16 protein-coding genes are annotated in these 13268 nt (G+C 70.8%); 3 read left to right on the forward strand and 13 right to left on the reverse strand.

Annotated elements, in window-relative coordinates; translation table 11 throughout:
* Positions 1-45: 45 nt before the first annotated feature.
* Together ACIBG4_RS32125 and ACIBG4_RS32130 are read right to left on the reverse strand one after the other, a co-directional pair.
* Entirely contained in the window at positions 46-921 is an 876-nt protein-coding gene (locus ACIBG4_RS32125) for a hypothetical protein (RefSeq protein ID WP_397205013.1), read from the reverse strand.
* 119 nt (positions 922-1040) lie between these two features.
* Entirely contained in the window at positions 1041-2621 is a 1581-nt protein-coding gene (locus ACIBG4_RS32130; RefSeq protein WP_397205015.1) for a carboxylesterase/lipase family protein, read from the reverse strand.
* Positions 2622-2711: 90 nt separating this feature from the next.
* On the opposite strand from ACIBG4_RS32130, the gene ACIBG4_RS32135 reads away from it, so the two are divergent.
* Positions 2712-3311: a TetR/AcrR family transcriptional regulator gene (locus ACIBG4_RS32135; RefSeq protein WP_397205017.1), complete on the forward strand. Its 600-nt coding sequence runs from the start codon at positions 2712-2714 to the stop codon at positions 3309-3311.
* 74 nt (positions 3312-3385) lie between these two features.
* Here ACIBG4_RS32135 and ACIBG4_RS32140 read toward each other — a convergent pair whose 3' ends face one another.
* From ACIBG4_RS32140 to ACIBG4_RS32155, 4 genes are read right to left on the reverse strand one after another with little or no spacing between them, the layout of a single operon-like run.
* The gene (locus tag ACIBG4_RS32140; protein WP_397205019.1) at positions 3386-4030 is read right to left on the reverse strand and encodes a response regulator; all 645 of its coding nucleotides are present in this window, start codon (positions 4028-4030) and stop codon (positions 3386-3388) included.
* Positions 4021-5169, reverse strand: a complete 1149-nt coding sequence (locus ACIBG4_RS32145) for a sensor histidine kinase (protein WP_397205021.1) — start codon at positions 5167-5169, stop codon at positions 4021-4023. The genes ACIBG4_RS32140 and ACIBG4_RS32145 overlap by 10 nt, the downstream gene beginning before the upstream one ends.
* 10 nt (positions 5170-5179) lie before the next feature.
* On the reverse strand, positions 5180-5983 hold the full coding sequence (locus ACIBG4_RS32150) for an ABC transporter permease (protein ID WP_397205023.1): 804 nt from the start codon (positions 5981-5983) through the stop codon (positions 5180-5182).
* Positions 5980-6897, reverse strand: coding sequence for an ABC transporter ATP-binding protein (locus ACIBG4_RS32155; protein ID WP_397205025.1), 918 nt, complete (start codon positions 6895-6897; stop codon positions 5980-5982). The genes ACIBG4_RS32150 and ACIBG4_RS32155 overlap by 4 nt, the downstream gene beginning before the upstream one ends.
* A 252-nt stretch (positions 6898-7149) precedes the next feature.
* On the opposite strand from ACIBG4_RS32155, the gene ACIBG4_RS32160 reads away from it, so the two are divergent.
* The gene (locus ACIBG4_RS32160) at positions 7150-7803 is read left to right on the forward strand and encodes a 2-phosphosulfolactate phosphatase (RefSeq protein ID WP_397205027.1); all 654 of its coding nucleotides are present in this window, start codon (positions 7150-7152) and stop codon (positions 7801-7803) included.
* A 67-nt stretch (positions 7804-7870) separates the two neighbouring features.
* Here the strand turns inward: ACIBG4_RS32160 and ACIBG4_RS32165 are convergent, their stop codons facing one another.
* The 3 genes from ACIBG4_RS32165 to ACIBG4_RS32175 all read right to left on the reverse strand — a co-directional run bounded on the left by ACIBG4_RS32165 (position 7871) and on the right by ACIBG4_RS32175 (position 9972).
* Entirely contained in the window at positions 7871-8746 is an 876-nt protein-coding gene (locus tag ACIBG4_RS32165) for a sigma-70 family RNA polymerase sigma factor (RefSeq protein ID WP_397205029.1), read from the reverse strand.
* Positions 8743-9132, reverse strand: coding sequence for a VOC family protein (locus tag ACIBG4_RS32170; RefSeq protein WP_397205031.1), 390 nt, complete (start codon positions 9130-9132; stop codon positions 8743-8745). Before ACIBG4_RS32170 ends, ACIBG4_RS32165 begins: the two co-directional genes overlap by 4 nt.
* Before the next feature lie 123 nt (positions 9133-9255).
* Complete coding sequence (locus tag ACIBG4_RS32175; protein ID WP_397205033.1) at positions 9256-9972, reverse strand: alpha/beta hydrolase; 717 nt, start codon at positions 9970-9972, stop codon at positions 9256-9258.
* Between the two features lie 324 nt (positions 9973-10296).
* Here ACIBG4_RS32175 and ACIBG4_RS32180 point away from each other — a divergent pair, with 324 nt between their 5' ends.
* Complete coding sequence (locus ACIBG4_RS32180; RefSeq protein WP_397205035.1) at positions 10297-10968, forward strand: enoyl-CoA hydratase-related protein; 672 nt, start codon at positions 10297-10299, stop codon at positions 10966-10968.
* Between the two features lie 69 nt (positions 10969-11037).
* Here ACIBG4_RS32180 and ACIBG4_RS32185 read toward each other — a convergent pair whose 3' ends face one another.
* From ACIBG4_RS32185 to ACIBG4_RS32200, 4 genes are read right to left on the reverse strand one after another with little or no spacing between them, the layout of a single operon-like run.
* On the reverse strand, positions 11038-11424 hold the full coding sequence (locus ACIBG4_RS32185; protein ID WP_310711279.1) for a VOC family protein: 387 nt from the start codon (positions 11422-11424) through the stop codon (positions 11038-11040).
* Entirely contained in the window at positions 11390-11713 is a 324-nt protein-coding gene (locus ACIBG4_RS32190) for an ArsR/SmtB family transcription factor (RefSeq protein WP_397205038.1), read from the reverse strand. The genes ACIBG4_RS32185 and ACIBG4_RS32190 overlap by 35 nt, the downstream gene beginning before the upstream one ends.
* A gap of 32 nt (positions 11714-11745) precedes the next feature.
* Entirely contained in the window at positions 11746-12315 is a 570-nt protein-coding gene (locus ACIBG4_RS32195; RefSeq protein WP_397205040.1) for a MerR family transcriptional regulator, read from the reverse strand.
* Positions 12312-13241: an alpha/beta fold hydrolase gene (locus tag ACIBG4_RS32200; RefSeq protein ID WP_397205042.1), complete on the reverse strand. Its 930-nt coding sequence runs from the start codon at positions 13239-13241 to the stop codon at positions 12312-12314. The genes ACIBG4_RS32195 and ACIBG4_RS32200 overlap by 4 nt, the downstream gene beginning before the upstream one ends.
* Positions 13242-13268 lie beyond the last annotated feature (27 nt).

Raw genomic sequence — 13268 nt, forward strand, 5'->3', positions numbered from 1 at the left:
CACCTGCGACACGAAACCCACCGACCCCACGCACGAACAAGATTTTCAGTAGTGGAGTTCGGCGACGGCCACCCAGGCGAGTAGTACGACAAGAGGACGTGTCAGGCCGACGCCGTGGAAGTAGAGAAGGCTGCGTCCCGTAGCGATGAACGCGTTCGGTGGGAGGATCGGCCCGATAACGCTCATCCAGTGGGGCAGGAACCAGCCCGTTGTGCTCGCGCCACTCGTGGCGTTGCCCAAGGTCATAGTGGTCAGCGCGACAACGGCGATTCCGGGCATGCCCAGCACACGCACCATTCCCAGCCCCGCGGCGATGATGGCGGTGAGATAGAGCGCCGCCAGCGCGGTCATGTGCCAGAGGTTTCCTGACAGCACGTTGAGGCCGGGGCCGAGCAGGGTGACTGCCGCCAGTCCGGCCAGTCCCGCTGCCACGGGAAGCAGGATGGCCCGGGCCACAACAGACACCTGCTTGGCGATCACGCTGAAAGCTATGATGCCGACGATGCCCGGGATGAGCAGGCAGCCGAGCAGCGTTGCCAGGGTGATGCCCTGGGGATCGTTCTCGGGAAGCGGGGCCACGTCATGGGTCCGCAGCGGCAGTCCTGTCTCCGAGGCGGTCTGCTGAGCCAGGGCCGTGATGCTTTGGCTGATCCTGGGGCCTTCGCCGCCGGCGATGACAGCCACCAGCGCGCCCGACTCCGCGGAGATGGCGGCTACCACCTCCCGGTCACGCACCGCGTCTTCGGCTGCCGCGGCAATGGCGTAGGACCGCAGGTCGAAGGCGTCCGACCCGTTGGCAGCCAGGAGTCTGGTCAGGTCATCGGTGAAGTCGGCCGGGCCAGAGATGCCCAGTGGCATGTGGTGCGGCCGCATGTCACTGACGGATGCGCCATTGAAGATCCCGAAGGCCAGGGCTGCCAAACACGGCAGCACGGCGGTAAGCACCGCCAGTCGTGCGGGGCGGCCAGGCAACGGCTGGCCGGAGCCGCTTGGCGGCTCGGGATCACCCGAGCCGCGAGCGTATGTCTCCCGTGGGGTGTTCACCGGCCGGCGTCATCCGCTTGAGGTGCTTCGGGCTGCCCGGCCAGGTCCTGGATGGGGGCGGGCAAGAGCCGGCGTTCACCACGGGCCGGGTCGCCCAAGGCGATGGTCAGGGTGTCGAAGCACATGGTAAGACGATCTGCCGGGGTATACGCCTCCCACATGGGGACGCCCTGAGTGTTGGGATTCCCGGTGCGTACGAACGCTGCCACGGCCCGGCGGAAGGTGCTGCCGATCGGTTCAACGGTGACCGGGTCGACGCTGCGGAACATGGGGGACGCCGACCACGCGGGGAGGTTGTCCAACAACAGCGGGATGTCCACGGTGTGGCAGGCGCCCAGGCCAGGGGATCGCCAATCCACCTGGTAGACGTAGCCGGGATGCCCGTGTCGGGCGCGGGCCTCGGCGACTTGAAGAGCCGGCAGCCTGACCAGACGGTCGGTGGTGATGTCGGCCAGGACCTGGGACGGAGTGGCCCCCGGGCGCCGGTCCGCGTAATGGTCGTAGACGTCTCCTCCAGCTGGGCCAGGCGCCAGCCGTTCCAAGATCTGCAGGACGGCCTCGCGGGTGATAGCCGCGGCGGACGGGTCGATGGCGAGGAAGGGGTTCATCTCCTCGGCGGTGGCGCCGAGGAGAACGTCGATGCCGCTGCCCGCCCCGTCGGCTAGGGCCGAGAGCACAGGTGTGGGCAGGCCCGGGCCGCCGGCGATCGGGTGCATCGGCGGGGCCGGTGCGCCGATGCGGCGCCGGCCACCGCCGGCGACGAGCTGCTGGTAGCCGGTGACCAGCTGTTCGGCCGGCAGGTCTCGCAGTCGATGGGCTGTCGCCGGTGTCAGGCCGAGGACGTTCATGTACTCCGCGCCGGTCTGTTCGGCTTCGGCAGGCGAGGGCATCGGGATGCCGATGGGGCCGCTTTGGGCGAAGACCCGGCGAAACAGGCCGGATGCCGACGGCGAGGTCAGGAGCGCCACCGAGGTCACCGCGCCGCCGGACTGACCTGCCACGGTGACACGATCGGGGTCACCGCCGAAGTCAGCGATGTTCTCCCGCACCCAACGCAGTGCGGCCACGACGTCCAGGAACCCCATGTTGCCCTCGGCGACGCCGGGGACGCGCAGGAAGCCCAGCGGCCCGAGCCGGTAGTTCGCTGTGACGACGACGATGTCCTCGGCCGCCGCCAGATTCTGGCCGTGATAGCCGGGCCAGGCGCTGGCGCCGCTGAGCCAGCCGGAGCCATGGATCCACACCAGCACGGCACGAGGTGAGCCGGTGAGGCCCGGCGTCCAAATGTTCAAGGTGAGGCAGTTGTCCTCGGCTTGGGCCAGTGACGGCGAGCCGGTCAGTAGCTGCATCGCGTCCACCGGCTTGTCCGGGTTGGCGGGTGGTTGCGGAGCGGCCGGGCCGAAGGCGGTGGCCGGTCGGATCCCTTGCCAGCGGGCGTGGGGTTGCGGTGCGGCGAAGCGCAGGTCGCCGACGGGCGCGGCGGCGAAGGGCACGCCGAGGAAGGAGGCCACCCGCCCGTCCCAGCTTCCCTGGAGGCTGCCCTGACCGGTGCTGACAACGGGGTTCAGATCGTTCATGACCCATCCTTGAGAAGGAACGTTCATTCTCACGAAAGCACATTCTCGGCGGAGTTGACAAGAGCGAACGTTCATTCCAGGCTCGGAAGCGTGTCAGCCTCACCCAATGCAGCCAGCGCGCGCCGTCAGCACGTCCTGACAGCCGCGCGCCGCTGCTTTCTCGCCAACGGCTTCCATGCCACGTCCATGCAGGACATCCTGCGCGAAGCGCAGATGTCGGCCGGGAACCTCTACCGCTACTTCCCCAGCAAGGACGCCATCGTGCTGGCCATCGTGGAAGCCACCTTGGCCGAGGTGACCACCGCATTCGAACGGCCCCTCCTCGATGAGCCGCCCACGCTCCTGGAGGCCCTCACTGAGATCCTGCGCGCCATCGAACGACTGGACGCCGAAGACGGCACCCCCCGGCTCGCCATCCAGATCTGGGGCGAAGCCCTGCGCAATCCGGCGATGGCCTCGCTCTTCACTGACGCCATCGCTCCCGTCAAGCTGTGGTTCGTCCAGCTCATCGAGGCCCACCAGCGCCGCGGCCTTGCCCCGGTCGCGGTCCCGTCCGAGCATCTGGCGGGCGTCCTGCTCGGCAGCATCCACGGGTTCATCGTCCAGCGGGCACTGCTGGAGCTCGATGCCAACAGCTACGCCGAAGGCCTGCGAAGCCTTCTCGCGGTCACGGCCGACAAGTCGGCGTAACGCTCAGCAAGAGCATGTAACAGCAGCTCAGGGCCATATCCCGTGGTTCTTCCCACAGGACTACCGGGACCCCGTCAATGGTCGAGGTAGCGCAGAATGGCCAGCACCCTGCGGCTGTAGCCGGGATCGCGCGGCAGGTCCAGCTTCTCCGTGATGGCGTTGATGTGCTTCTCCACCGTGCTCAGCGACACGTGCAGGCGCTCGGCGATCGCCGTGTTGACGTAGCCCTGCGCGAGGTGGCGCAGCACCTCCGTCTCGCGCGGGCTGAGCCTGCTCAGCGGGTCGGCGTGGGTGGTGCGGGCGAGCAGCTGACGGACCACCTCGGGGTCCACGACCGTGCCGCCCGCGCGGACCCGCTCCAGCGAGTCCAGGAAGTCGGCCACCTCCGAGACCCGGTCCTTCAGCAGGTAGCCCAGCCCCTCGGTGTGCCCGGCCAGGAGCGTGGCGGCGTACGTCTTCTCCACGTACTGCGACAGGACGAGCACGGCGACGTCCGGGAGGCGTTCGCGGATCTCCAGTGCCGCCCGCAGCCCTTCGTCGGTGTGCGTCGGCGGCATGCGCACGTCGACCACGGCCACGTCGGGGCGGTGCTCCTCGACGGCGGCGAGCAGCGCCGGCGCGTCCCCGACGGCGGCGAGGACCTGGTGACCGGCGTCGTCGAGCAGCCGGCCCAGGCCCTCGCGGAGCAGCACCGAGTCGTCGGCCAGGATCACCCGCACGGCGCCTCCTTGGGCAGCGTCGCCGTGATCCTGGTGGGGCCGCCCGGCGGGCTGTCGACGGCGAACGACCCGTCGAGCGCCAGGACGCGCCTGGCCAGGCCGGACAGCCCGCCGCCCGAGGGGTCCGCGCCGCCCGCGCCGTCGTCCGAGATCGCCACGCTGACCGTCTCCTCGTCCTCGCTCAGCACGACCAGGATGTCACCCGCGCCGGCGTGCTTGATCGCGTTGGTGATCGCCTCGCGGGCGACGAAGTACAGGGCCGTCTCCACCTCGGACACGGGCCGCCCGGCCAGCCCGTAGTGGACGGTCACCGGCCCGCCCGACCGCTCGGCCACGCCCGCGAGGGCCGCGCGCAGGCCCAGCTCGTCCAGCGCGGTCGGGTAGATCCGCCAGGCGACGCTGCGCAGCTCGTCCAGGAGCCGGCGCGACTCGGTGTACGCCTGGCCGACGAGCTCCCCGGTCCTGGCGGGGTCGGTGCTGTGCCGGGCGCGGCCCAGCAGCATGGCCAGCGCCACGCCCCGCTGCTGCACGCCGTCGTGCAGGTCGCGCTCGATCCGGCGCCGCTCGTCGTCCACGGCCCGGACGATGCCCGAGCGGGTCGCGGTCAGCTCGGCGATGCGCCTGCGCATCACCTCCTGCCGGCCCGGCCCGAGGAAACGACCGGCCAGCCGCCGCTCGCCGGCGCCCGCGACGGCGGTCGCGGCCGCGAGCAGGACCAGCAGGAACGCCGCGTTGGACAGCCCGAGGATGGCGGTGTCGGTGACCAGCCGCACGCCGGGCAGGTTGACCGCCACGGGCTCACCCTGGCCCGTGGCCACGGCCCACAGCCCTCCGGCCAGCAGCAGCCCGGTGAGGAACATGCCGGCCGCCAGGACGTACCCCACCACGACCCCCAGGGCGGCGCGGGCGGCCAGGAAACCGTAGCCGCCGCCTCCGGGCTCGGCGTCGTGGCCGAGCCACCGGGACAGCCGCCGGCGTTCGAGTGCCGTCAGCCGGGCCAGGCCCCGCTCGGCGGCGGGCCGCGTGGACGCGAACAGGGACGCCGGCCAGGCCACGCAGAGGAAGAGCAGCTCGGCGACGCCGAGGGCCGCGCCCGCGATCACCCCGACCAGGGTGCGCGCGACCCGGTTACCCGACACGGCCAGCAGTCTAGGCGTCACGCCGGCGCAGCAGCGCGTGGCCTGCCGCCAGAGCCGCCGCCGTCCACCCCGCCAGCCAGGCCAGCCCCTCCGCGGCGGTGTACGGGATCGGGCCACCGGTCAGGTTGTCGGTGCTGCCCATGAACGCCAGGCCCGCGACCAGCGGCATGCGCATCGACGCCTCCAGCGCCGCCTGGCTACCCGTCATCAGCAGCATCAGCGGCAGGCCCATCAGCAGCATGAACATCACCGTCAGCGTGCCGGCGGCGCTGCGCATCGCGGCGCCCACGCCGACCGCCATGACCGCCACCAGGGCGAAGAAGACGCCCATGCGCAGCAGGTCGAGCGCGACCTCGGCGGGCGGCAGCTCCACCAGCCCGCCGAACACGTCGGCGGACAGCACCGCGTAGACGGCCACCGTGGCCGCGCCCCCGGACACCACGCCCACGGCGACCATCACCGGCGCCACCACCAGCGCCTTCGCGGCGAGGACCCGGCCGCGGATCGGCGTGGCCTGCAGCGTGGCGCGGATGCCGCCCGACGCGTACTCCGAGGTGACCGCCAGCATGGCCATCGCCACCAGCGCGAACTGCACGAACGACGTCGCCGACACCGCCGGCTCGCTCGCCGTCAGGCGCGCCCCCGCGACGCCCTCGCGCACCATGTCGGTGACCGTGGCCCCGCCGAGCATCAACGCGCTGAGCACCATGAGCACCGTCGCCGCGGCCAGACACCACCAGGTGGAGCGCACCGACCACAGCTTCACCCATTCGGCGCCGACCGCCCGGCCCAGCTCTCCGCTCCCCATGCTCATGACGCCCCCGCCTTCTCGGTGCCGTACTCCACGCTGCTCGCCGTCAGCTCCTGGTAGGCCTGCTCCAACGACGCCTCGCGCGTGCGCAGCTCGTGCACGCGGATGCCCGCCTCGTACGCCAGGTCGCCGACGCGCTCGATCGTGGCGCCGGTGGCGACGAGCTGGTTCTCCCCGAGGCGTTCCACGGTGATCCCGGCGGCGCCCAGCCGTACGGCCAGCTCGTCCGCGTGCGGCGTGCGGACGGCCACGGCGGTCAGGGCGCTGCCGGCGATCACCTCCGCCAGCGGCGCGTCCATGATGAGCCGTCCCCTGCCGATCACGACCAGGTGGTCGGCGGTCAGCTGCATCTCGCTCATCAGGTGGCTGGAGACGAACACCGTGCGCCCCTCCCCCGCCAGCGAGCGCATCAGGTGGCGTACCCAGCGCACGCCGTCGGGGTCGAGCCCGTTGACGGGCTCGTCGAACATCAGCACCCCGGGATCGCCCAGCAGCGCGGCCGCGATGCCGAGCCGCTGGCTCATGCCGAGCGACAGCACGCCGGCCCGCTTGCGCGCCGCCGCCGCCATCCCCACCTGGTCCAGGACCTCCGCGACCCGGCCGCGCGCGATGCCGTTGCTGCGGGCCAGCGCCGCCAGGTGCGCGTGCCCGCTGCGTCCGGGATGCAGCGCCCGCGCGTCCAGCATCGCGCCGACCGTGCGCAGCGGGTTCCTGATCTCGTGGTACGGCACGCCGCCGATCAGCGCCGTGCCCGCGGTGGGGCGGTCGAGCCCGAGGACGAGGCGCATCGTCGTGGACTTGCCGGCGCCGTTCGGCCCGAGGAACCCGGTCACCGCGCCCGGCCGCACCTCCAGCGACAGGTCGTCGACGGCGGTCCGGTCGCCGTAGCGCTTGGTCAGATTCTTGAGACTGATCACGCCGGCCAACGCTAGGCAGCCGGCGGCACGGCGACCATGGGGGCGAACCTCCGACTTCCATGGCGGAAAACCGTAAGGCCTCGCGACGGACAGCTCCCCGGAAGATCGTCGGTGTCGCGTCGTCCACACGCGTTCCGAGACCGTCCATGTGACGCGTACCACTTGTTGGGTGCTTCGGGGCGGGCATGCGCGAACATGACCGGCATGAATAGTCGGTTCCTTGGTATCGCTGAGCTGGTCGAAGTCCCTTCCGTGGCGGTCGTGGTCGACGTCATGCGTGCTTACACGGTGGCCGCCTGGGCCTTCGCCCAAGGGGCGGAGAAGATCGTTCTCGCTGCGTCGCTGGAAGAAGCCCTGGCGCTCAAGGCTCGTCACCCGGATTGGGTGGCGCTCAAAGACGGTCCGCCCGCGCCCGGGTTCGACATCGTCAACTCCCCCGGCTTGCTGCGGTCCATCGACCTTGGCGGACGGACCGTCGTGCAGAAGACCACGGCAGGGACGGTCGGCGCCCTCGCGGTCAAGGAGGCGGAGCTGGTGCTGTGCGCCGGCTTCGTGGTGGCGGAGGCAACGGCTCGGCTCCTGCGGACGCGCAGGAGTGACAGTGTCACCTTCGTGGTCACTGGCGAAGACGGGCACGCCGATGAGGATCTGGCGTGTGCTCAGTACATCGCTCGGAGGGCCACCGAGGCCGGGACGGACGCCGCTGAGTTCCTCCGCCGCGCCGCCGAGTCGCGCGCCGCCGCCGAGCTGGCGGAGGGGGTGCGTCAAGGAGTCCATCCCGATGACGTCGCGCTCTGTCTTGAGGTGGACCGGTTCCCCTTCGCCATGGTGGCGACCTTGGAAGGCTCGCTCATGGTCCTGCGTCCACACGCGATGCCTTCGCCGGTTGACGAGGACCCGGTCTGATCGCTGGTGAGGTCTGCTTTCGGCATGCGAGAGCTTCCACCTGTCCGCGCTCGGCGCCCACCCCGGCTCAGGCCGGGGCGGGCAGCTGGATCGAGGCGAGTTTGGCCGGGTCGACGACGATGTGGATGGCGGTGATCCGGCCTTCGGTCACCGTGAAGGCGATGACGGAGAGAGGGGTTCCGTCGGGGCGCCAGGACATGTGGCCGGGAACGCCGTTGACCAGCACGGGTCGTTGGCGGGCGACCTCGCCGGAGAACCTGCGGGCGCCGGCGGCGACTTCGGTGGCGCCGAGGGTGACGACCATGCCGTCGGGGGTGTCGACGGTCAGCTTCACGTTCGGGTCGAGGACGCGCAGGAGCGCTTCGAAGTCGCCGCCGAGCGCGGCGGCGCGAAATGCCTGGACGACCTCGTGGTGCTCGCGGCCGGGGCCCGCCGGCCGGTCCCCGGCTTGGACCTTGCGGCGGGCGCGGCTGGCGATCATCTTGGTGGCGTCGGCGGATTTGCCCAGGATCTGGCCGATCTCGTGGAACGGGACCGCGAACATGTCGTGCAGGACGAACGCCAGGCGCTCGCTCGGGGCGAGCGAGTCGAGCACGACGAGCAGGGCGAGGCCGACCGAATCGGCCAGCGCCACCTGCTCGTCCGGCGCGGGGTCGTCGGCGGGCGTCACCACGAGATCCGCGAACTCGTGGCCGTAGGCGGTCTCGGGGTGGGCTTGACGCGATCTCAGGAGGTCCAGGCTGATCCGGCCGACCACGGTGGTCAGCCAGCCCGCCAGGTTGCCGATGGTCGCCCCGTCCTGGCGGACGAGGCGCATCCAGGCTTCCTGGACCACGTCCTCGGCGTCGGCGTGCGAGCCCAGCACGCGGTACGCAAGCGCGCGCAGCCGATCGCGCTGGGCTTCGAACGCCTCGGTCACCAGGCCGGACGGGTCGGCGGTCACGGCTTCCGCTGCTGGCGGAGCGAGATCCGGTTGCCGTCCGGGTCCACCGCCTCGACGCGGACCCCGAACGGATAGTCCACGGGTTCCCCCTCGAAGGCGACGCCGCGCCGGCGCATGATCTCGAAATCCTTTCGCAGATCATCGGATTCGAGGATCAGCGGACCGGGCGCGGCATGCTGGTCCACCTCGCCCGGCTGTCCCGCGGCCGCCGCATGCGACCACAGGAGGATCTGCACCGGGCTGCCGGGAACGCCGACGGTGAGGAACCGTCCGTCGGGCCCCGAGACGTCGATCCGCTTCTCCAGGCCGAGTCCCTCGGTGTAGAACTCCAGCGCGCGGTCCTGATCCGTGACGTACATCGTCACGTACATGATGGTAGTCAGCATCCCTGTTCTCGATTCACTCGTCGGTGCGACGTCCGTTCGTATGCGGTCGTCGCACCTATGACGAGTGCCGACGGGAAAAGGTAACAGGACCGGTCCGCCGGAGCGGAAGGACAGGCTTCGGTGTCAGCCCAGATGACGGGCGAAGAAGCGCAACGCGCTGTCGGCCTCGAAGGCCGGCAGGTCCCCGTGCTTGCCGGGGTTGGCGTGCAGCGTCTTCTCACCGGAGGCCAGGGCGTCGAACAGGGCCAGGGCATCCTCGCGCGGAACCAGCTCGTCGTCCCACTGCATCATGAACCGCACGGGCACAGTGACCCCGGCGGCGGCCTCGGCCGAGGCCGACGACGTCCCGCTCAGCCCCAGCACCGCCGCGCGGATCCGCGGCTCGGCGGCGACCAACGGGATGCCGAGGGCGCAGCCCAGCGACATGCCCCAGTAACCCACCGGGCCCAGATCCCCGAGCGCGTCCAGGACCGAGCGCCATTCCGGGACGGTCTGAGCGGCCAGCAGCGCGTGGAGCTCGGCCAGTAGCGGGAGCGGGTCGCCCGCGCCGGCCATGCGGGCCCGCATCTCGGTGATGATCCGGTCGTGTTCGGCGGTTCTGGGCCGCCCGCCGTGGGCGGGGGCGTCGATGGCCGCCGCCGCGAACCTGTGCTCGGCCGCCAGCCGGATGGCGCGGGCCACCACGCCAGGGGCCTGCTTGTGCTGTCCGCCGCCGTGTCCGATGAGGATCAGGGCGCGGGGTTCGGCGTCGTCCGGCGTCCACAGCACGCCGGGGGTCTCGCCGAGGGTGAAGGATCGTTCGGTGACGCCGTCGGTCGACGTCTGAGAGGTGAAGCGCATGCGCGTTTCCGAGCCTTTCGGGATGCCTTGTGCGGGCGCTCCCTAGGCCATGCGAGAGAGGGAGCCCCGACCTGTCACAGCGTTGATCGGTCTCACCTCCTCCGGTTCGATACAGAAGCACAGCGACGCCGAACGTATCACGACGATCACGCGTTCCATCCGGAGATCCCCCACCGGAACACCAGCCGTCCGGGCCACCGCCCCACGGCGAGCCCGGCGGCTCCCGTTGCGGCCGCTCTGCCGGAGGGCGTAAGTTACTCGGCGGTAGAAGCTGATCGCCGACGACGGCGTGACCTGCCGCCCACTCCGCCCGAGGGAGCCGCCGTGCCCATGCTCGACCGCCAGGACGACGTCTTCGTTCTCGACCTCGGCGACACCGAGAACCGCTTCCACCCCGACTGGATCGACGCCGTCAACGCCGCGCTGGACGAGGTGGAGAAGGCGGAGGGGCCCCGCGCCCTGGTGACCGCCGCCACCGGGAAGTTCTACTCCAACGGCCTGGACCTGGACTGGCTGTTCGCCCACGCCGACCGGCATCGGGACTATGTCGTCAGCGTCCACGAGCTGCTGGCGCGGATGCTGGCCCTGCCGGTGATCACCGTGGCTGCCCTGCAGGGTCACACCTTCGCCGCCGGCGCCATGCTGTCCCTGGCCCACGACTTCCGTGTGATGCGCGCGGACCGCGGTTACTGGTGCCTGCCCGAGGCGGACATCAACATCCCGTTCACCCCGGGCATGTCGGCGCTGATCCAGGCCCGGCTGACCCCGCAGGCCGCGCACGAGGCCATGACCACCGCCCGCCGCTACGGCGGCCATGACGCCCTGGCCGCCGCCATCGTGGACCGCGCGGTCGAGGAGGACGCGGTGCGACGTACTGCCGTGGAGATCGCCCGCGCCCTGACGGCCAAGGCCGGCGCGACGCTCGGCACCATCAAGGCACGTATGTACGCGCCCGTCCTGGCCGCGCTGCGCGACGGGGACGTCCCCCTCGGCTGAACCCGGCTCCCGCTGAGCGGCGGGTGAGTCGGACCCGAGTGCCGGGCGCGATGACGGCCGACGTGGTCCTTACTTGCTGTGCACGATCTGGAGCAGGTTGCCGCAGGTGTCGTCCAGGACCGCCGTGGTGACCGGGCCCATCTCCAGCGGCTCCTGGGTGAAGCGGACCCCGAGCCCGCGCAGCCGTTCGAACTCCGCGGCCACGTCTTCCACGGCGAAGGAGGCCGCCGGGATGCCGTCCTGGACCAGCGCCTCCTTGTACGGCTTCACGGCGGGATGACCGTCGGGCTCCAGCAGCAACTCGGTCCCGTCGAGGTCTTCCGGTGAGACCACGGTGAGCCAGCGGTCCTCGCCCAGCGGGACATCGTGCTTCTTCACGAAGCCGAGCACGTCGGCGTAGAAGCGCAGGGCCTTGTCCTGGTCATCGACGAAGACGCTGGTCAGGTGGATCTTCATGGGGTGCCTCCGGTGTGTCGCGCTTGAGCCACCGGGTGATGATGAGCTCAAGGGGTTCGGTGTTCAGATCGTGGAACTTGTAGCGGCCCTCGCGCCGCGAACGGACCAGATCCGCGGATTCCAGCACCGCCAGGTGCTGACTGATCGCCTGGCGGGACATGCCGAGACCGTGCTTGGTCACCAGTCGTGCGCAAATCTCGAACAGGGTCTGGCCGTCGCGCTCGACCAGCTCATCGAGGATGCGCCGGCGGGTGGGGTCGGCCAGAGCCTTGAAGACATCCTCCGCCATGACCCCACCATAGGCAAGTAGCGACTTGCCTATCAAGTCGGTTTCGCTGCCCCTGGTCGGACGGGCGTCCACAGCCGGTCGGCGTCATCGGCGGCGAGCCGGCCTCGGTAGACGTCGATCTTGTGGTCGATGAGCTTGAGATTCTCCTGCAGCTCGGCGAGCTTGGCCGTCACCTCGGCGCGGTGGGCCTCCACGAGGGAGAGCGGTTCCTGCTCGTTGCCGTGACCGGCCGTCACGAGCTCGACGTAACGCCGGATGGCCCTGATGGGCATGCCGGTGGCCTGCCTGGTGCAGACGACGATCCACTCGAGGCCGATCCGGTGGTAGCGCCGCCGGCCGCCGGCTGTGCGCTCGACGGTGGTGACGACCAGGCCGGCGCGCTCGTGGTAGCGCAGCGTGTGCGCGCTGACCCCGGTGCGGCGGGCGGCCTCGGGTCGCCGTAGTAACCGCCGAGAACCGGGCAGCTCTGGATCAGCAGGCTTCTGACCTGGGGTTACGTCGGCGTGGAAGGCCGTGGCGTGGCCCCGGCGCGGGTGATGTGCTCGGCGGTGGCCTGGGCGTCGTCGTGGTCGCGGTCGACGGCCGCGGGGCGGGGTGATCAACGGGTGCCGGCTGAGGTCGGCTGGGTGCGGGCGCGCTCGTCGAACTCCAGGAACATGGTGGTGAAGTAGCCGGGTTTCTCCTCAGCGACCCAGTGCCCGCAGTCGGGGACGAGGTGGCCGGTGACGTTCTCGGCGATCTGGCGGCACATCGGCTCGTAGTTCTTCGACAGGGTCTGCGTGCCGCCGCCGGAGGCCAGCACCGGGACGGTGAGTTTGCCGTGGCGGGAGAGGTCGGCGCGGTTGAGGTCGGCGTCGTGGTCGAGTTCGCGGTAGACCTCGCACAGGGCGCGCATCGCGCCGGGCGCTTCGAACGCGCGGGCGTACAGGTCCAGGTCGTCGTTGCCGATGGCGTCGGGCTGGTAGGTCAGGTCGTCGAAGAACCGGTTGATGTACCAGCGTTCGCGCCCGTGGGTGAGGTGGACGGCGATGTCGGGGTTGGCGTGGAAGTCGAAGTGCCAGGCGCTCTTGGCGACCTTGCGCTGCTCGTAGTAGTCGGTGCCGGGCAGCGGCGCCTCCATGAACGTCGCGCTGAGCACGTCGGAGCGGTGACGCAGGGCGTAGCTGAGCGCGAGCATCGAGCCCAGGTCGTGGCCGACCAGCGACACCGGCCCCCTGACGCCCAGCACGTCGTGGACCAGGGTGTGCAGGTCGCCGGACATGGTCCACTTGTCGTAACCGTCGCGGGGCTTGGTGGAGGCGCCGGCCCCGCGGTAGTCCGGCGCGATCACCCGGTAGCCGGCCTCGGCCAGCGGGCCGATGACCTTGCGCCAGGCGTAGCGGGTCTGCGGGGCGCCGTGCACCAGCAGCACGGTCTTGTCGGGTTCGCGGCCGACCGGCACGGCGAGGGTGTAGCCGAGGCGCACACCAGCGGCCTGGTCGATCCAGGCGCGTCCGTGTTCGACTTCGACGGCGGTGCTCTGCTGCATGGTGGGTGCTCCTTTCTGGGGTCCGCG

The sequence above is a fragment of the Nonomuraea sp. NPDC050383 genome (assembly GCF_044459125.1).
GTDB lineage: Bacteria > Actinomycetota > Actinomycetes > Streptosporangiales > Streptosporangiaceae > Nonomuraea.

What these genes read in the sequence shown, in the direction of transcription:
- ACIBG4_RS32130 (WP_397205015.1), bottom strand. Translation starts at nt 2,621, where the DNA reads ATGAACGATCTGAACCCCGTTGTCAGCACCGGTCAGGGCAGCCTCCAG.
- ACIBG4_RS32150 (WP_397205023.1), bottom strand. Translation starts at nt 5,983, where the DNA reads ATGAGCATGGGGAGCGGAGAGCTGGGCCGGGCGGTCGGCGCCGAATGG.
- ACIBG4_RS32170 (WP_397205031.1), bottom strand. Translation starts at nt 9,132, where the DNA reads ATGCTGACTACCATCATGTACGTGACGATGTACGTCACGGATCAGGAC.
- ACIBG4_RS32175 (WP_397205033.1), bottom strand. Translation starts at nt 9,972, where the DNA reads ATGCGCTTCACCTCTCAGACGTCGACCGACGGCGTCACCGAACGATCC.
- ACIBG4_RS32185 (WP_310711279.1), bottom strand. Translation starts at nt 11,424, where the DNA reads ATGAAGATCCACCTGACCAGCGTCTTCGTCGATGACCAGGACAAGGCC.
- ACIBG4_RS32190 (WP_397205038.1), bottom strand. Translation starts at nt 11,713, where the DNA reads ATGGCGGAGGATGTCTTCAAGGCTCTGGCCGACCCCACCCGCCGGCGC.
- ACIBG4_RS32200 (WP_397205042.1), bottom strand. Translation starts at nt 13,241, where the DNA reads ATGCAGCAGAGCACCGCCGTCGAAGTCGAACACGGACGCGCCTGGATC.